A 17,592-nucleotide genomic window follows, 5' to 3' on the forward strand; every position below is an offset into this window, starting at 1 on the left:
TTTGCAAACATTAGTGTTTTTGAAATAGATTGTTTGCAAAATCTTCGACTGCTTTTTCTTGTAGGCCTGGTACGACATGTGAGTAGGTGTCCAATGTGATACCTACTCTTTTATGTCCTAATCGTTCACTAACAATCTTCGGATGAATACCATGCAACATTAATGTTGCATGGTATTCCTTAGATCATGAAACCGAATATCAGGAACCTCACTTTTCTTTATAAGCTTTTTCCAGAGCTGTGTCAAACTTCTGAAATTGCAGGGGTTACCATTATAGGTTGGACAAACTAAATCATAATTATTATATCCATCACCATACCGTTCTTTTTCTTCATATTACAACTCATCTTGCTAAAGCATGTGAGAAAATACGGTGGCTTTATCACACTAGATGAGTACAACAAATTAAAACGTGAAGAGAAAAAACTAAAACAAGCGAGATAAAGGGAGCGGATCATATGTCATATATCGAATTCAAACCAACGTTAAAGAAAGTAAATCTTAAAGCTGATGGTAAGAAAGAAATCGTGTTGGAAGTATCGGATTCATCGTTGAAAGGAAAGCTAGATTCTTTATCTGAAATGATTGATACGAAAGTTCTTATTGCGCTTGAATCAATGCAAGTTAATTTCAACGTGACTATCAACACAAAAACAAATGAGCCAGTTACACAGTATGAAGTTGATGAGAAAGGCATTGTGCAAGAAATAAAGCCGTCATTTGAACAGTTAGAAGCAGACTTTGATATCCCTGAAGAAAAAATTCAAACGCGCGAAGAGAAAGAACAAGCAGATCGAGAAATTGTTGATGAATTTATTATAAGTGGTTTAGCAACAAGTTTTGATGGATTGCCGAAGAAACTCCCTGAAATAGTGAAACGTCGTCTTGAAGGTGAGTCTTACTTAAAACTAGCAAATGAATTGGATATGTCGTCGGGGCAAATCATTGAAGTAATTGATGAATATCGTAAGCGTGTAGCTCCATTAGCCTTGAAATGGCACGAATGGAAAGAAAAACAACCAGAAACATCGGAACAGCCAAAGGTAGAGGAGAAGGATGAAAAAGAAGATGAGCAAAAGGAAGAAAAGAAATCAGAGCAGGAGTCGAAAGTATCTGATGAAGATTTAGAAGAGTAATCTTTTGGGGGAATCAAAATGAAACTTACAAATGAAGAACGAACAGCACTCACATATGAAATCGGTGATATCATCGAGCAAAAATGTAGACGGTGTTATTACAATCGATCATCAAATGAAAGCTTTAGTGTTAATGAGTGTAAAATGTGCCCGACTGGGGAAAAGTTACACCAGTTGGGTAGATACCTTGATACACAGCCGAAAAAGAATGGCGGGCAAAGAAAGAAAATACCGATGGGATTAACACCTGAGATAGTGAGGGATTTGAATCAACAGGGAATTCCAGATAAAGAAATCAGCATTATGTACGATCGTAGTTTTACCTATGTTGGGAAGCTCAAGAAACAGTGGGAAAGTGAAGGGAAATGGAGGGGGCCTACTGATATGAGAGAAATGAAAAGGCAGGAATTCTGAATTTATGATTTGTAAGGGAAAGGAAGTAAAACTATGAGATTGAAAAGTCTGGGTTCTATTGAATTAATAAATAAAATTAATAAATTGGAATTTAACGATATTTTTGTTATTATTGTAAACGTTGGAAATATTAAGCTAACATAATTGCCAGAACATGGTAAAACAAAAAATAACACACCAAGGAAAAGTGAAAAGGGTTAGATTTGATGAAGGAGAAGAGTTTTAGTGATTAAAAGGTTATTTTATTATTTATTAGTTTTTGTAATAGGTTCTGTTATTTGTGGCCTATTAAGAATTATGAATGAAAAATTAGGTGCATGCATAGGTTCATTGTTTATTAGTGTATATATGTTAAAGGCTTATTATGATTGTATGAATAGTACATTTTTTAGAAAGCGTTTGATACGTAATAAAAAAGTAAAGTATGCAACATTACAAGAATGGGTCACAGGAAAATATAAAGGGTTTTACGAATTAGAGAATAAAATATTTGAAGGAGAAGCTAAAACGGATTGTTTAGATAATTTAAGAGTAATTAGACGTCAAATTTTAAAGTTAGGGAAAGAAAAGGCAAAGCTATTTCGTGCTCATTTAAAAGTTGTAGATAAAAACGAGTCATACATTGAATTTTTAATTAAATTTATTACTACAATGATTATGGGTATATTTTTATGGGCTGTAAAAAGTATATTGTTTAAAGAAGGGGCATCTTACGGTTTTGAGGAAGTTATTAATTTAATAACTTATTGTTTGCTTATTGTTATTTGTATATCATCTATTATTAGTAATAATTTAGAGTATTGTTATAAGTCAAGAGTGTTACTTGAGGTAATTGATACCATAGATGATGAAGAGTACCTAATGTAAGTTCTACCAGCTAACTGGAGAACGTTAGTCAAAAGGCTTGATTAGTTTTTTGATTAATGTTCTTTTTTGTTTTTTTTTTTTTTTTTTGGAAAAAAATGGAATTGAGTATCGTATGAATAAACTGTCATTTTTTGGAGACATCGATGAAAAGGAGATGCGTAGAATTGTGGTAAAGGAGTTGAAAAACTACAAAGCATTGTGCGTCCGGATGAAAAACCAAGAAGAACAGGCCCAAGCAGGATGCGTCGTTCTTTTTCCTAAAATGAAAGATGATGATAAGAATCATGAGATACGTTTTAAACAAATCGAACGGACATTGAAATATGCTCTTGATGAAGATCAGCAGAAGATTATTGAGATGAAGTATCTGAGGAATCGGACGGTGAAAGATTCTTATGTTTATAGCGAATTAATGATGAGACGCGATAGTTTTTATGAGAATAAAAAAAGTGCTATCCGTTTGATAGCTACTGCTTTGGGGATTATATAAAAAAAGACACTATAAGAGTGTCTTTTTTTAAAACTTTACTCTATGTTAACTTTTGGGGAAAGGAATGCTAGAGTATTAGTTTAGCGTTATCATTATTTTATTTAGTAACTTGTGTTGATCCAGCTGGATAATAGAGTCCATTTTTTGCTTGAACATAGCCGTAAATTGTAACATCTTCTTTTATTTCTGGATACTTCCATAATGGTAAGCTAGCTTTAGTATAATTAAGTTTTGAACTGCTTGATTTTGTATTTACATAATGAAAATATGAAGGTGATTCTTCTGATCCAAATGGATGATCCGCATCAAAAGACCATAACACTTTTTTGTAGAACTGTGTATTAAAGGGGTTTTCCAAATTATAAATTTCAAGTTGAACATTTTTCCCTACAATTTTAGCGCTAGTCCGAGCATTAATGTTTTCTTGTAAGTTGTTGATTTGTAACTGGGGACTAGAAATGTTTATGAATTGCTTTGAATTTAACGATGACTCATACTCTGCAGCGCTGGCATTTGTTGTACCAAATAAATTTAAACCACTTAATCCAATTGCGCCTGCTAAGGCCATTCCCGCAAACTTCTTTATTTTTCCCATTCTATAAAGCCTCCCTATGTTTTTTTAGGAATATATCTTTCCCTTACGCTTTCCAGTCTATATTTGACATAATGAAGTGTAAATGCGTTTATTTAGACAAAATTATACAATTTTCTTAAATAGTGTATAATAATTCGTCGTTCAAAAAGTTGTCAAAATTTAAAAGTGTCTCCTTAGAGAAAAAACGAATAGTTTATGCAAGGTTTGTATATTAATTTATTGTTTAAATATTCAAAAATGAGTTGATAAAGGTATTTGAAATGATTTTTTATGCAAAATAGAGGATGGAATCAGATTTTAGGACAGTTGGATATTAAAAAATAGATTTTATACAAGTGAAGATGGAATTCTAGTATTTTGTGCTATTGATATAGATTGGTTGTGATGTGGTTGTTCTACTTTATATGTTATATTGTTTCCTTGCCCTGCCTGTTGGTGGGGCTATTTTTATTCTATTAAAAATAGTGATAGTTTGTCCAAACTTTTCTAATCTACCTTACATAGTATTTAGTAATAAATTAAAAGGAGGAATCTAGTATGTCTTATTACTACTGTGATCATTGTAAGGATTATAAAAAGAAATATCATGATTGTCATAGAAGCAGTAAGAGTTATGAAAAATGTGATGAAAAACATGGGGAAAAGCCTTGGTTTAATGTAAAAGTGAATTGTTGTTCTGATGATAAGCTATACAATCTTGTAAGAGCATCTGCTTTTAGGGCTAGAAATACAGTAAATCAAAATGTTCCCGCTAATACTTTTGTCAAGGTTTTATTTCAAAATGAACAATTTGATTTAGCGAATGAATATAATCCGGTTACATCTACCTTTAGCCCACGAACTAGAGGGGTATATTCTGTTCTGGGAACAATCGGTTTTCTTCCCAATAATCCCAACTTAAATTATAGAGCACGGGTAGAAATTCGCGTGAATGGAAATCCAGCTATTGCAATAGATAATGATTTTTTTGGTCCAATAAATTTTGTGAATGTGGTTAATGTCTCTACAATACTTCAATTAGAAGCAGGAGATCGGGTAGAGATTTTTGCTCAGAGTTCTATTGCTGGAATTATTGATGCATCTGAAGATGGTGCGCACTTTGAAGCGGCGCGATTTCCATCCCCGACTGTATAAGTGATATAAAACCTCTTCAGTGATTATAGATAATGATAACCCATAATCTATATTTGACCTACGTGTACGTGTATGCGTAGTTTTTTATTGACAAAACAGGGGATATTCTTGGGGATTTTTTAAAACAGAATTGATATTACGCCCTATCTATACAGTTCTTTGAAAAAAAGAATACTGTGGGGATAGCGTATCTATGTGCTCTTAATCAAAGGACATAGCCCCTTTATCAAAACGTTACCGAAGAACGGGCATGGGGCGGTAAGAATCCGCGAAAAGGACGAAAAAACAATTACATTTATATATTCAGCCACGGTGCGAGATTGTCGTGGCTTTTGTGTTTCTTATTGAGCCTGGTAATGCGCTTAAAAGCTTACGGAATTCAAAAACTAACACTATCAATATTTCTAACGTGGCTGCTGATGTAATTCAGCAGGAAAGACAACAAAGGGAATTAACTAATCAAGCTGTGGAAGAACAAGCATTACAAGGTACACGTATCAAGAATGAGCCGGAATCTTTACCGATTAAATCCACATAAGAAACAAGCACAGCACTAGATAATGCGATAGAAAGTGTAGTAAAACAACAAAAGAAATCTTCGTCAAATGGTGATCTACCAGACGATGTACAAGCGATGCGTAATGCTCAAGCATACGTATATGTGAGGTAGTAGGTAGCAAAAAAAGCAGAACCTGATGGGAGCTGAGGTTCTGCTTTTTTATAATGTCTGTCAGCTTTTGAAAGCCATTTAAACTATATATTTGATTCCGAATCCCATACCTCTACAAATTCAAAGCCTTTTAAGTCGCTTTCTAAAACTGTATTTTTAAGTTCATCAGATACAAAAACAGCAGTGGGATGAATCCTTTTATTTACATATACTTTAAAAATCATTTCATTTTGAATAACATTAGGAGTAAATGCAAATTTTTCACATCCTATTATTAAACCTGTAATTAGTTTTTTTAAAATTGCTTTATCACTATCAATTGCATCTAATACATTTAAAACATGAACTACATAATATACTTCACCTGTTGTATTATGAATAAGTGGAAGAAACTCAACATTAGCACCTATTAAAGGTTCTAATAATTTTTTCGCTGGTTCGCTAACCATTGGTGCACCAGTTTCTCCCCAAAAATGAGGAAAATCACTATGCTTTCCTTCTTCTAGACATTCAATAAATATTTCTCCCCATGAATCTAGTAAAATTGTAGTGGATTTGAATTTTCCTTCAAAATATTTCTTATCCTTTTTATAATTTAATAGTTGGAAAGACTCATAGTTATTAGATGAACTCTTCAATTCCCAAATTTTCATTTTCCTTCTCCTTTGATGTTTAATCTATTCATAAATTATTTCGGGTTAATTAATTTTAAGCTGCCATCTAATAAACGTGTTCTTAAGTCATGTAAAGCTGCAACAGCGTCTGCTTGAGTACCACCATATTCTTTAACTTCTTTTAGTACCTTAGTTACCTCTTTCATATAATCCGTACCGTGGTTACCTATATGTAACACTTCAGTAGTCACATATTCATTTACTTTATACGGTAAAAAAACTCCATTGTCTACTGTTCTTTATAGGAATACTCCCAGAAAAATATTGTGAACTTAATTATAACAATAATTGTATATATTTTCCTTGAAAGATTTGCTTTTTATAAAATTTTTGTGTTTTACAGTCTTTAGTCAGGGGGAGAGAGTTCGTAAAGAGAGAATACGCTTTGCTAGGAAGGAAATGAAAGGTAAAGAGATTGGTATAGCATTTATAATTGATGCAAAGGTAACTGTTGATGGTTCACCACAATATAAGGCACAAAATAGAAAAGTCAAAACATACTATATGACAGCAAATGAAGCCTATGTATATATGAAATAGGAGATGCAAAAAGGAGGCGGAACCCAATTGTGAGTTCTGCCTCTTTTTTTGCTAAATTTATAACTCTTCTAAGTTTTATCTAATAAAGTATAAATTTATTGTTATTTATGTAGCAAGAGTAAGATTTTATTAAAAAATCTAAAGCTGTATCGGTGTATACGCCAGTGCTATTTCTACTATTTGTTCTGGAGTAAGATCTTCATCATTCCAATATATTAGATCACTTAATTCTGGATGTGGAACATTTCTTTTTACAATTTCTATCATTTCATCAATCTCTTCTTCAGTTCCTTCAGATTCTACAATTTTACTTACTAGATTTATTAGTTCTTCTCTTGTTAATTTTTTTAACATATATTTCACTCCTTACTTATTAAAATTAATCAGTGTAGAGAACAAAAATTGGAAGAGTTAGAGGCGATGTATGATGTGTTTGTGAAGGTATATATAATAGAAGAAATATAAAAAAGTGCTAACAAGTTTGCAAACGAAAATGCAAACAAAACGAATACTTCTTAGGAATGGTAAGAGGGAAATGGTCGCTGATATGTCCTCTAAACCCTTATATATTAACGATTATTAATGTTGAATACTCATGCATAAAACGTACTACTTCACCCGTACACAATCTGGGCACCATGTAGTAAAGAACTTAACAACTACTGGCTCCTCACTTGCGATGGTGTCTTTGAATTCTTTTTCAGACTTTAGTTAAATACATTATTGCAACATTAATGTTAAGGGATTGCTTTAGATCATGAAACCGAATATCAGGAACCTCACTTTTCTTTATAAGCTTTTTCTTCATTTTTTGCAAGTAGCTGGGATGGCATGATTAGAAATTTCTTTAGATATTTATGGGGAAGTATCGTTAATAGAGTGACATTAAAACTAAATGGACTAGATAATTAGAAAGTGAGAGTGATTCATAATGAATTTTTCAAAAGAGAATATAAAAAAGATTCCGTAACTGAAAAAATGGGGTGCGGTTTTTTCTTTACTTGAATTTTATTATATTAAATTCGGTATGCGAAAAGATTTTAGATGAATTGGTGCCTTATTTGTCTGCACTTGGTATGGACTTAGGTATATGGACAGACCATGAGAAAATCTCTGAATATACTAATAAAAAAGGAGATGTTGAGTAATGGCACGTTATAGTTTACATGGAGGACACAATAGTATTGTACAAGGGGCTAACTGGGGAAATCGGAAAGAGCATGTTTTGGATCGTCAAGTTAAAGATGCGGTTGCAGCCAAGTTAAAAGCTTTAGGACACACAGTCTATGATGATACGGACGAAGTAGGAAGCACTCAAGCTCAAAATTTAAATAATATTATTCGTAATAGTAATTCACATGTTGTAGATTTGGCTATTGCTTTTCACCTTAATGCAAGTGATGGAACTGGGCAGGGTGTTGAAGTGCTGTATTATGATCAGAATGAACTAGCGTCTAAAATTTCAGCTCAACTAGCAAAAGATATTGGATGGCGTGATCGTGGTGCGAAACAACGTAAAGATTTAGCAGTATTGAATGGGACTAAAGCACCAGCTATTCTTATCGAATTAGGATTCATTGATAATGATTCCGACATGGCAAAATGGGATGTTGATAAAATCGCTAATTCAATCGTTTTTGCTTTAACTGGACAATCTGGTGGAGGTAGCCAACCACCTCAAAAACGTAATATTGTCGAAGTTGGTGGAATAGGTAAAGAAAACTTGGCTGAATTAGTAAGTGCTTTAAACTCAGTTAAGATGACAGGTAACTTAATTCTTAGAAGTGATGGCTATGTTTATCCTGTAACTGATCCAACTAGCGATACTCAATTAAAAGCATTCACTGATTATCTTGATCGTAAAGGCTGGGCATATACTGTTAAGTAAACATACTATGTAAATGCAAATAAGCCTATGTAAAGCGAAAAAAGAGGCCTACTCGTATGATGAGTAGGCTGCTTTTTTATTTTATAAAATAAATTAATTTGAATAGAGGTTTTCCTCAAGCATTTATTAAAGCTACGAATATTTATAAGAATATGAGTATGGAAACAGGTCTAATTTTGGAATAGCGGAGGAGATTGTTGTGGACATAACTCAAAGTGTGGCAAGAATAGTGGTAAATGGGAAAGACCTTCCGTTCACTTCAGTTCAAACCTCTGCGTGGAATAATGGTCCTGTATATGATGTAACTGTTTCAACAAAGCAGAGAGTGAACGAGCTTTATCAATTTATGTGGTCACAGGTACCAGTTACACTTACGATGTATTTTCTTCAAGGAGCAGACTTAATGCGATTTGTAAGGATTACTGGGATTAATGAAAGTGTAACGGGAGAATATATATATCGTTTCTCTTGGGGATAAAAGCAATAAAAAGTAGCCTAAAAGCTACTTTTTATTTTGTAAAGGAATTAATTATCAGGAGATGGGTAAATTGGGATAGTTAAGGAAAATAAGCATAGACTGTGAACGTGTATAAGAAGCTCAATAAAGAAAGAACAGCGAGACATGTTTAATGTCTCGCTGTTCTTTCTTTATATTATTCGCAAATAGTTCCGGTTGCTATACCAGTTGGAGCAACACCTACTGGGACCGTATCAATAACCGTATTTGTCGCAGTATTTATGACAGAGACAGTATTACTAGCTTGATTTGTAACATAGGCACGAGTGCCATCTGGTATGATAGTTACTTGATCAGGGGATAGAGCAACAGGAATTGTATCAATTACAGTATTTGTCGCCACGTTTATTACTGATACATTATCGCTAACTTTATTTACAACATAAATACGGGTGCCATCTGGTGTAATAGCAATACCAACAGGTTCGGTACCTACGTTAATTGTATTAATAACGGAATTGGTAGCGGTGTTAATAACAGAAACGGTATTGCTATTTTGATTTGTGACATACGCACGAGTGCCATCTAGTGTGAAGACGATTATCCTAGGGCGAATACCAACAGGGATGGTAGCGCTAACTGTATTTGTCGCAGTATTTATAACGGAAATTGTGTTACTTAATTCGTTTGCAACATATGCAAAGGCTCCATTTGGAGAAACAGTGATTCCTTGCGGAGCGTTGCCAACGGGAATGGTATCAATAACTGTGTTAGTAGCAGCATTAATAACAGAAACAGTATTATTACCATGATTTCCAACATAAACAGTTGTGTTATTTGGAGAAACAGCTACGCCAATCGGATTAGATCCAACTGGGATGGTAGCAACAACTGTATTAGTGGCAGTATCAATAACGGAAACGGTATTAGAAAAAATATTAGTAACATAAGCGCGAGTTCCATTTGGTGAAACCGTTACTTCAAGAGGTGCATTATCTACAGTAATTGTAGCAACGACTGTATTAGTTCCGGTGTTGATTACTGATACTGTATCATCTGCAGGATCATCTATGGTTCCTGCGTTTGTAACATAAACAAGGAAATTACATGCAGGTCCGGTTGGTCCAGTTGGTCCAGTCGGACCTGTTGGACCTGTTGGACATTCACAATCTCCAGTCGGTCCCGGTGGTCCTTCTGGTCCCTGAATCCCTTGCACACCTTGAGGTCCAGTAGGCCCTTCCGCCCCTTCTGGTCCTTGAATCCCTTGCACACCTTGAGGTCCAGTAGGCCCTTCCGGTCCTTCCAGTCCTTGAATTCCTTGCACACCTTGAGATCCAGTAGGCCCTTCCGGTCCTTCTGGTCCCTGAATCCCTTGCACCCCCTGAGGTCCAGTCGGTCCCGGTGGCCCAGGAACTCCCATTCCAGTCCCAGAACCAGTCGGTCCCGGTGGTCCCTGAGGTCCTTGGATCCCTTGCACACCTTGAGGTCCTTCTGGTCCTTCTGGTCCTTCGGGCCCTTGAATTCCTTCCACGCCTTGAGGTCCTTGAGATCCTTCGGGTCCTTCTGGTCCTTGAATTCCTTGCACACCTTGAGATCCCTGAGGCCCTTCTGGCCCTTCTGGTCCTTGAATCCCTTGCACACCTTGAGGCCCCTGTGCTCCTTTAGGTCCTTGAATCCCTTTTGGTCCAGTAGGCCCAGTCGGTCCAGTACTACTTAATAATGAACTATTCAAGATTCCTTGTAAAATTAAGTTGAATGTTTGTTGTAACAATGGGTCTGAAATATTCGAACAACTAATAAGTGAAGATAAGTTTTGGAATAGGAATTGGAACAGTGCTGAGATTTGAGTGAGGGATGCAGTAGGTAGAGAATTAATTAATTGATTTATAGTTCGAATGACTAAATTTCTATTTGGAGTATTGGGTTGTACTGCAATTAATAAATCATTTAATGCTTGTAATGCTGATTGGAGTATTTGAATAGTTATTGGATTTGGTGTTGTAAAGAAAGAAAGGATAGCTTCGTTTAATTGGTTAATTAATTGTAATAATTCTTGTTGCTGAGAATTTGAGAAAAAGACAGGTGTACAACAATTAGTTTGATCACAAGGGGATATAGAAATAAAGCAGGGGACCTGGAACTTTTCGCACGGATTTGTTGAGTTTGAATTTTGATTATATTTCATAAATACCTCCTTTTAAAAAAATATTAAGTACGTCTTGATAACTACTATTCGCTTCTAAATTTAAAGTGATTTTGAGTATATGTTTAATGTGAAATATTCAAGAATATTTTTTCTTTTAAGTATATGTCAACAAAATAGAGATGTTCTTATGGGCTGTCCATTTAAAACGCAATAATTAATTGAATATTATGATAATATAAAATTTTGAAATGAATAACGTGCTAAAGGCTAGTAGACTAGCTCTTAGCACTCACTGAAATAATTATACATAACATACTTTGTAATGACTTATTCGGAAGTGAGTTGAAATTAATGTTTTATTCATATGTGGATTCTCAAGTTGGCATACGACCAGCGTATGGTACGGCTATAACGTATAGCGGGGCACAAAGTACAGTTCAAGCTGTTCAACAAGCATTGCAAATGCAACAACAAATGCAAATGCAGCAAGGTATACAACCGTATTATTCCTCAATGGAGTATTTTTACCCAACGCAACATTTTACACCATATGGAATTGCTTTTACTTCAATTCCATATGGAACAGTATTCAATTTATAAATATAGAGGAATAAAATGAATACAAAAGGGTGCAAGTAAAAAGCACCCTTTTAAAAATAAGAATAGCTAGTCCAAACCTCTCTAATCAATCTTGCATAATATGTAGTAATAAGCTTGAAAGGGGGACGAGTATGTCTTGTTATTACTACTGTAAGTATTGTAAGGATTATAAAAAGAAGCAACATGATTGTCGTAATAACACTAGTAAGTGTCATGCCAACAAGGATAACCTTGTTAGGGCATCAGCATTTAGAGCTAGAAATACTATAAATCAAAATGTTCCTGCTAATACTTTTGTGAAAGTGTTATTCCAAAATGAACAATTTGATTTAGCAAATGAGTATAATCCAGCAACGTCTATTTTTATGCCGAAGACGAAAGGCGTATATTCTATTATTGGAACGATTGGTTTCTTTCCAAACGATACAAATTTAAATTATAGAGCTCGTGTAGAAATTCGTGTGAATGGAAATGCAGCAATAGCTATAGATAATGACTTTTTTGGTCCAATAGGTTTTGGAAATGTTGTAAGTGTTTCAACAATCATTCAATTGAATGCAGGAGATATAGTTGAGATTTATGCACAAAGTAGTATAGATGGTGTTTTAAGCCCCTTAGAAGATGGTTCGCACTTTGAAGCGGCAAGATTTCCGTCTCCTACTAAATAAAGTAGATAATTAAAAAATGAATAGAAGTTTAATAATAGATCCTCACTAAACAGGTGGGGATTCATTTTTTATTAAAAATAGTAATAGCTCGTCTAAGCTTTCCTAATCAACTTTGCATAGTATGTAATAATAAATTTAAAGGGGGATTTACTACGTCTTATTATTACTGTAAGTATTGTAACGAGTACAAAAAGAAGAGTCATGATTGTTATAGGAAAAGTAGTCAATGTGATGGGAAGTATGTAAAAGTAAATTGTTGTGGTAATAAGAAAGAGGAGCTTGTAAGAGCGTCGGCATTTAGAGCTGTGAATACAGTTAATCAACCTATTCTGGCAAATACGTCTGTTAAAGTGTTATTTCAAAATGAACAATTTGATTTAGCAAATGAATATAATCCAGTAACATCCACTTTTATGCCTAAGACTAGAGGGGTGTATAGTGTATTAGGGAATATAACATTCTCACCAAATGATATTAATGTGAATTACAGAGCTAGAGTAGAAATTCGTGTAAATGGAAATACAGCAATAGCTATAGATAATGATTACTTTGGGACAGGGGTATTTTTTAATAATGATGTTTCAGTCACTTCTATTCTTCAATTAGAAGCAGGGGATGTAGTTGGAATTTTCGCAGAGAGTAGTATTGATGGCGTTATTGTACAAAACGTTAATGGTTTAAATACTGTTCATTTTGAAGCGGCAAGGTTTCCTTCTCCAATTGAATGAAGCTGATAAGTAGATGTTTTATAGAAAGTTTGTTAAGACCCTCACTAAATAGTGTGGGCTTTTTATTATTTTTCTAAAATATATAAGCAATCAGATTTAATTTCGTTTATTATATGAGTGTTTTATGAATTAGATATAATAGAAGAGAAATGAATGGTAATAGTGAGAGTATAATATATAGAAGGTTATTGTCGAATCCACACGATGGATATAAAAAAAGAGCATACATAAAAAGTATGCTCAAAAGAAAGATAGGTTTTATGAGTGGATAATCTCCATACGATAATATATGCGTGTTTAATGAAAACGTGTAAAAAATCAATAAATTATCAATGGAATATCATGAAATGAGTAATTTTAGTTTAGGGATGTAGTTGTTTTCTTTCGAAATAATCTAGGTAACAAAGTTGTGAAAATCGTGCATGATGGGGACTAACAATGGGATAATGATCGTACTTCAGTTACATATTTCTTAAAATTTGGATATTGCGTGATAGTTTGGCATTTAGGGGTGAGTAGTTGATTAATTATAGAAACATTTGTAATTACTTCGTTACAAGGACCGAAAAATGTAACTTTTAGTTTTGAATTCGGTGGAACTTTGAACACGATAGGTTCTTTTTTCATGAAATCAGCTCCTAATATTCCACATTATATGTGCTTCACCTTTTGATTTAAATGATTATTAAGGTGTATTTATATAATATGGAATCTTTGTTAAGTTGATTATAATATAGAACCTCATTGTCGTATAAGTACATAAACATGTGGGGAAAAGCGGAGAATACTCTATGAAATGTATAATTAATATAATATGAAAAATGATTTAATTATCTAGTGCATTTTATGTCCTGATACATATTACGGTAGTAAGAATAGTATGAGGAGGTAATAAAAGAATGCAAGAAAATGTACAAGCTCAGCCACAGCTTTCACCACCGTGGATCACATATTTTAATGAACTAAGAAATTCAATTGGTGCTGATCCAACAGTTACAGTGGGGCCACTTATTCCGGTTGGCGGGAATTATATTATTTTAGTGCATGCGTTAAGTAATGAAAAAGCGAGAGCATTAGCAACGCTTCTAAAATCTTCTGTACAATTTGGAAATGTAAGTGTAATGGTTATTGTAACGAATAATGAAAATGAAATTGTAAATCCATTTCCTTGTCCACTAGATGCATTTGAAATTGCGCGTTTATTTCAAGTAGCGTTAGAGAATAATCCTTATTTTGAACAAGTTGTGGTACAACCTCAGTTCCCTGGTGGAGTGAATGTTGTATTTCCAGTTTTTAAAGCGGAAGTGATCCAATTTTTTAATGATGATATTTCAAATCTATGTCAAACGTTTACAGGTGTTGCTGCAAATGTGTTTCGTGATGTAATGCAGGATGATGTTTGTGATATCCCAATTTTATTTTCCACAAGTTGCGTTATGAGCAGTGAAAATCCACAATTACAAAATACAGATTTAGAACCAAAGTTATTTTATTAAGATGCAAAAAGACATTTTCAAAAATCGGAAATGTCTTTTTTTATGTATTAATATTATTTTGTACCAAAATTTATCGGCTGGAAATCAGTGGTAAAATGTAAAGTAATTATAGTTTTACTCAATTTTAAATAGGCTGGATAGCGTATGGAATTGTTGATTACAGATAGAAATGAAATAAACAATGAGTGTTAGGCTAGACTATTATAAAAAGATAGTTCACATATAGGGGTTTTCTACGTACAAGCAAATAAACATAGGACATATAGAAGATTTTTTATTATCAACAGAAAAATCATTTTAAATAAATTGATATTTTCACGCCTAATTATATGAGTTAGAGGAGAGATTGAAAGAAGTAGTTTTAAAGATTATATATTTCGAAAAATAAAGATTTCTTCTTATTTATATTATAGATAGATAGTAATAGGTATATGTGGATTACGCTAAAACAAGCTTTGAATATGATAATAAAAAGGAGTTGAATTGTAATGGGTTATATTGTTGATATTTCAAAGTGGAATGGAACTATTAATTGGGAAATTGCAGCGCCTCAACTAGATTTAGTTATTGCTAGAGTGCAAGATGGTTCAAATACGGTGGATTTTATGTATCAAAACTATGTGAATGCAATGAAGAAGCATAGTGTTCCGTTTGGTAATTATGCATTTTGTCGTTTTATTTCTATTGCAGATGCAAAGAAAGAGGCACAAGATTTTTGGAATCGTGGCGATAAGTCTGCTGCGTTTTGGGTGGCGGATGTTGAAGTACAAACGATGGTAGATATGCAAGGCGGGACACAAGTATTTATAGATGAATTACGTCGTTTAGGTGCGAAAAAAGTAGGTTTATATGTTGGGCATCACACGTATGTATCGTTTGGAGCGCGTAATATTGATGCTGATTTTGTATGGATTCCTCGTTATGGAGGGAATAAGCCGGCGTATCCGTGTGATATTTGGCAATATACGGATTCGGGGAATGTTCCTGGGATCGGGAAATGTGATTTGAATCAATTAATAGGAAATAAGTCACTTTCCTGGTTTATAGATTCGAATCAAGAAAATCAATCTAATGTAGTGGATTTGCAGCAATCAAGTGGTATTGGTATTGCAGTTTCAAAATATCCTGATGGATACAGCATAAATTTATATGAAAATCCTGTGAACCCCCAGTATACAGGTGCAATCACTAAGAAAATCCCGTATTTAATTTTAAACAGTTATTGGGGAGGCGGCGATAAAGATATGATTTGCTTAGGGAATGATAAGCAGTGGGTATATTTAAAACATTTTGATGTGAGATGGTATTATGCTTCTTCAAAATATCCTGTTGGGTACGGAGTGAATTATTATGGAGAGCCTGAATGTATTAATTATAAAGGAAATATAGATGGATCAACATCTTACCGTGTGTGGGGAAGAGTAAAAAATGCGGTAGATATCGGACAAAGTAGTTGGATACCGGAAAAACATTTAATCATTAAGTAACCTTAGTCGTTAAATGTTTTTGAGGCATTCGTAAAGAGTCTTCTCATTAATAAATAGTGAGAAGATTTTTCATATTTGTGTATAAAAAATATGATACATATTTGATTCAAATGAAATGAATTACATATGGAAAACACACTGTTTTCACAATAGCGGTGTATAGTTACGTTGCATAATAATAAAAGTGAGGTATTTGAATTGAAAAAGAAAAAGCTATTTTTAGGAACAATTATTTCATGCGTGGTACTCGCATTATCTGCATGTGGTTCCTCAGACAACGTAGTAACATCAAAAGTAGGAAATGTTACAGAGAAAGAGCTAAGTAAAGAATTAAAACAAAAATATGGAGAAAGTACATTATACCAAATGGTATTAAGTAAGGCGCTGCTAGATAAATATAAAGTTTCAGATGAGGAAGCAACAAAACAAGTAAAAGAAGCAAAAGATAAAATGGGTGACAATTTTAAAGAGACTTTAGAAAAACTTGGGTTAAAAAACGAAGATGAATTAAAAGAAAAAATGAAACCAGAAATTGCATTTGAAAAAGCGATTAAAGCGACTGTCACAGAAAAAGATGTAACAGATAACTATAAACCAGAAATGAAGGTAAGTCATATTTTAGTAAAAGATGAAAAAACCGCTAAAGAAGTAAAAGAGAAAGTGAATAATGGTGAAGATTTTGCCGCTTTAGCAAAGCAGTACTCAGAAGATACTGGTTCAAAGGAACAGGGCGGGGAAGTAGCTGGTTTTGGCCCTGGGCAAACTGTTAAAGAATTTGAGGAAGCTGCGTATAAATTAAATGCAGGACAAGTAAGTGAACCAGTTAAAACATCTTACGGTTACCATATTATTAAAGTGACCGATAAAAAAGAGTTGAAACCATTTGAAGAAGTGAAGGATAAGATCCGTAAAGATTTAGAACAACAAAGATTACAAGATACGACAGGTAAATGGAAACAGCAAGTAGTCAATGATTTATTAAAAGATGCTGATATTAAGGTGAATGATAAAGAATATAAAGAGACATTTAAATTTCTAGAAAAGAAATAATACGGATAGAAAAAACAGAAATGTAGCATTTTGCTAGACTTCTGTTTTTTGTTTTTTTGAAAAAAGAATACAGACTTCTTCGGTAAACACAATCATACTAGAATGATTCGGATAAGTAAAAAACAAAAAACTAAATAAAATAAAATTTCGCATCTTCATATGAAATTTTTAAAGGTAAGACTCTAGAAGTATTATGTAACTTTAATTAGAAAAGGGAACTCATATTGAGTTCCCTTTTCTAATTAGTGTGTGTGTTATAAAAAAGATAGTAAGACAATATAATATTACATTTAAATATTAAGAATTACAATGGAAAATTGTAGGAAAATGAAATAGGAAATAATAATCGTTTTAAAAAATGTTGATATAGTAATGTTTTGATTATTTTATTACATATAAATTAAGTATATAAATTTTTATAGTGGATCAACATAATTTGAAGAATAGTACATATAATATTTTTGAATAAACATTTGCAATATTATAGGAAGTGAAAAGTTGAGCATTCTATTAAAAAGGATGTTCTTTTTGTTATGAATATTTCTAAATGTA

General features: G+C 33.3%; 19 protein-coding genes and 6 pseudogenes. 16 read left to right on the forward strand and 9 right to left on the reverse strand.

The window, feature by feature from the left end; genetic code table 11:
* Nucleotides 1-10: 10 nt before the first annotated feature.
* Nucleotides 11-333: pseudogene (locus tag JDS81_RS12830) on the reverse strand (tyrosine-type recombinase/integrase); the annotation flags it as partial.
* 125 nt (nucleotides 334-458) lie between these two features.
* On the opposite strand from JDS81_RS12830, the gene JDS81_RS12835 reads away from it, so the two are divergent.
* The 5 genes and pseudogenes from JDS81_RS12835 (at nucleotide 459) to JDS81_RS12850 (ending at nucleotide 2,907) form a co-directional block, all read left to right on the forward strand.
* Entirely contained in the window at nucleotides 459-1,136 is a 678-nt protein-coding gene (locus tag JDS81_RS12835; protein ID WP_097953462.1) for a 2-methylcitrate dehydratase, read from the forward strand.
* A gap of 18 nt (nucleotides 1,137-1,154) precedes the next feature.
* Nucleotides 1,155-1,550, forward strand: a complete 396-nt coding sequence (locus JDS81_RS12840; protein ID WP_097953461.1) for a hypothetical protein — start codon at nucleotides 1,155-1,157, stop codon at nucleotides 1,548-1,550.
* 33 nt (nucleotides 1,551-1,583) lie between these two features.
* Nucleotides 1,584-1,776: pseudogene (locus JDS81_RS30370) on the forward strand (XtrA/YqaO family protein).
* Complete coding sequence (locus JDS81_RS12845) at nucleotides 1,776-2,417, forward strand: 3-hydroxyisobutyrate dehydrogenase (protein WP_097953460.1); 642 nt, start codon at nucleotides 1,776-1,778, stop codon at nucleotides 2,415-2,417. The pseudogene JDS81_RS30370 and the gene JDS81_RS12845 overlap by 1 nt, the downstream one beginning before the upstream one ends.
* A gap of 112 nt (nucleotides 2,418-2,529) precedes the next feature.
* The gene (locus tag JDS81_RS12850; RefSeq protein WP_199688517.1) at nucleotides 2,530-2,907 is read left to right on the forward strand and encodes an ArpU family phage packaging/lysis transcriptional regulator; all 378 of its coding nucleotides are present in this window, start codon (nucleotides 2,530-2,532) and stop codon (nucleotides 2,905-2,907) included.
* A gap of 97 nt (nucleotides 2,908-3,004) precedes the next feature.
* On the opposite strand, the gene JDS81_RS31065 is transcribed toward JDS81_RS12850, so the two are convergent.
* Together JDS81_RS31065 and JDS81_RS30375 are read right to left on the reverse strand one after the other, a co-directional pair.
* On the reverse strand, nucleotides 3,005-3,457 hold the full coding sequence (locus JDS81_RS31065) for an enoyl-CoA hydratase (RefSeq protein ID WP_371399168.1): 453 nt from the start codon (nucleotides 3,455-3,457) through the stop codon (nucleotides 3,005-3,007).
* Nucleotides 3,430-3,502 (reverse strand): annotated as a pseudogene (locus JDS81_RS30375) (enoyl-CoA hydratase); the annotation flags it as partial. The gene JDS81_RS31065 and the pseudogene JDS81_RS30375, both read right to left, overlap by 28 nt.
* A 537-nt stretch (nucleotides 3,503-4,039) precedes the next feature.
* On the opposite strand from JDS81_RS30375, the gene JDS81_RS12860 reads away from it, so the two are divergent.
* Together JDS81_RS12860 and JDS81_RS12865 are read left to right on the forward strand one after the other, a co-directional pair.
* Entirely contained in the window at nucleotides 4,040-4,636 is a 597-nt protein-coding gene (locus tag JDS81_RS12860; RefSeq protein WP_097953458.1) for an ABC transporter permease, read from the forward strand.
* Nucleotides 4,637-4,991: 355 nt separating this feature from the next.
* A pseudogene (locus JDS81_RS12865) lies at nucleotides 4,992-5,282 on the forward strand (hypothetical protein); the annotation flags it as partial.
* Between the two features lie 107 nt (nucleotides 5,283-5,389).
* Here JDS81_RS12865 and JDS81_RS12870 read toward each other — a convergent pair.
* Nucleotides 5,390-5,959, reverse strand: a complete 570-nt coding sequence (locus tag JDS81_RS12870) for an imm11 family protein (protein WP_097953457.1) — start codon at nucleotides 5,957-5,959, stop codon at nucleotides 5,390-5,392.
* 35 nt (nucleotides 5,960-5,994) lie between these two features.
* Nucleotides 5,995-6,207: pseudogene (locus JDS81_RS12875) on the reverse strand (AHH domain-containing protein); the annotation flags it as partial.
* A gap of 172 nt (nucleotides 6,208-6,379) precedes the next feature.
* On the opposite strand from JDS81_RS12875, the gene JDS81_RS12880 reads away from it, so the two are divergent.
* Nucleotides 6,380-6,520, forward strand: coding sequence for a hypothetical protein (locus tag JDS81_RS12880; RefSeq protein ID WP_176518766.1), 141 nt, complete (start codon nucleotides 6,380-6,382; stop codon nucleotides 6,518-6,520).
* Nucleotides 6,521-6,658: 138 nt separating this feature from the next.
* On the opposite strand, the gene JDS81_RS12885 is transcribed toward JDS81_RS12880, so the two are convergent.
* Nucleotides 6,659-6,874 (reverse strand): bacteriocin immunity protein, encoded by a 216-nt coding sequence (locus tag JDS81_RS12885; RefSeq protein ID WP_097953456.1) that lies wholly within the window; start codon nucleotides 6,872-6,874, stop codon nucleotides 6,659-6,661.
* A gap of 261 nt (nucleotides 6,875-7,135) precedes the next feature.
* Nucleotides 7,136-7,231: pseudogene (locus JDS81_RS12890) on the reverse strand (thioredoxin domain-containing protein); the annotation flags it as partial.
* Between the two features lie 436 nt (nucleotides 7,232-7,667).
* On the opposite strand from JDS81_RS12890, the gene JDS81_RS12895 reads away from it, so the two are divergent.
* Both JDS81_RS12895 and JDS81_RS12900 read left to right on the forward strand, forming a co-directional pair.
* On the forward strand, nucleotides 7,668-8,408 hold the full coding sequence (locus JDS81_RS12895; protein WP_000135303.1) for an N-acetylmuramoyl-L-alanine amidase: 741 nt from the start codon (nucleotides 7,668-7,670) through the stop codon (nucleotides 8,406-8,408).
* 199 nt (nucleotides 8,409-8,607) lie between these two features.
* Nucleotides 8,608-8,886 carry a hypothetical protein gene (locus JDS81_RS12900; protein WP_142316321.1) on the forward strand — a complete coding sequence of 93 codons (279 nt, stop codon included), beginning with the start codon at nucleotides 8,608-8,610 and terminating at the stop codon, nucleotides 8,884-8,886.
* 175 nt (nucleotides 8,887-9,061) lie between these two features.
* Here the strand turns inward: JDS81_RS12900 and JDS81_RS12905 are convergent, their stop codons facing one another.
* Nucleotides 9,062-11,050: a YVTN family beta-propeller repeat protein gene (locus JDS81_RS12905; RefSeq protein WP_097953454.1), complete on the reverse strand. Its 1,989-nt coding sequence runs from the start codon at nucleotides 11,048-11,050 to the stop codon at nucleotides 9,062-9,064.
* 312 nt (nucleotides 11,051-11,362) lie between these two features.
* On the opposite strand from JDS81_RS12905, the gene JDS81_RS12910 reads away from it, so the two are divergent.
* The 3 genes from JDS81_RS12910 to JDS81_RS12920 all read left to right on the forward strand — a co-directional run bounded on the left by JDS81_RS12910 (nucleotide 11,363) and on the right by JDS81_RS12920 (nucleotide 13,007).
* Nucleotides 11,363-11,611 carry a DUF3947 family protein gene (locus JDS81_RS12910; protein WP_000500114.1) on the forward strand — a complete coding sequence of 83 codons (249 nt, stop codon included), beginning with the start codon at nucleotides 11,363-11,365 and terminating at the stop codon, nucleotides 11,609-11,611.
* A gap of 131 nt (nucleotides 11,612-11,742) precedes the next feature.
* The gene (locus tag JDS81_RS12915) at nucleotides 11,743-12,279 is read left to right on the forward strand and encodes an ABC transporter permease (protein ID WP_097953453.1); all 537 of its coding nucleotides are present in this window, start codon (nucleotides 11,743-11,745) and stop codon (nucleotides 12,277-12,279) included.
* A gap of 116 nt (nucleotides 12,280-12,395) precedes the next feature.
* On the forward strand, nucleotides 12,396-13,007 hold the full coding sequence (locus JDS81_RS12920; RefSeq protein ID WP_097953507.1) for a hypothetical protein: 612 nt from the start codon (nucleotides 12,396-12,398) through the stop codon (nucleotides 13,005-13,007).
* 432 nt (nucleotides 13,008-13,439) lie between these two features.
* Here JDS81_RS12920 and JDS81_RS12925 read toward each other — a convergent pair whose 3' ends face one another.
* Nucleotides 13,440-13,634, reverse strand: a complete 195-nt coding sequence (locus tag JDS81_RS12925) for a hypothetical protein (protein ID WP_000712072.1) — start codon at nucleotides 13,632-13,634, stop codon at nucleotides 13,440-13,442.
* Between the two features lie 272 nt (nucleotides 13,635-13,906).
* Here JDS81_RS12925 and JDS81_RS12930 point away from each other — a divergent pair, with 272 nt between their 5' ends.
* The 3 genes from JDS81_RS12930 to JDS81_RS12940 all read left to right on the forward strand — a co-directional run bounded on the left by JDS81_RS12930 (nucleotide 13,907) and on the right by JDS81_RS12940 (nucleotide 17,040).
* Nucleotides 13,907-14,503, forward strand: a complete 597-nt coding sequence (locus JDS81_RS12930; protein ID WP_097953452.1) for a hypothetical protein — start codon at nucleotides 13,907-13,909, stop codon at nucleotides 14,501-14,503.
* A gap of 488 nt (nucleotides 14,504-14,991) precedes the next feature.
* On the forward strand, nucleotides 14,992-15,990 hold the full coding sequence (locus tag JDS81_RS12935) for a glycoside hydrolase family 25 protein (protein WP_097953451.1): 999 nt from the start codon (nucleotides 14,992-14,994) through the stop codon (nucleotides 15,988-15,990).
* Between the two features lie 198 nt (nucleotides 15,991-16,188).
* Nucleotides 16,189-17,040, forward strand: coding sequence for a peptidylprolyl isomerase PrsA (locus tag JDS81_RS12940; RefSeq protein WP_097953450.1), 852 nt, complete (start codon nucleotides 16,189-16,191; stop codon nucleotides 17,038-17,040).
* The last annotated feature ends 552 nt before the right edge of the window (nucleotides 17,041-17,592 follow it).

This window comes from Bacillus cereus group sp. N31 (genome assembly GCF_016483245.1).
Classification (GTDB): Bacteria; Bacillota; Bacilli; order Bacillales; family Bacillaceae_G; genus Bacillus_A; species Bacillus_A toyonensis.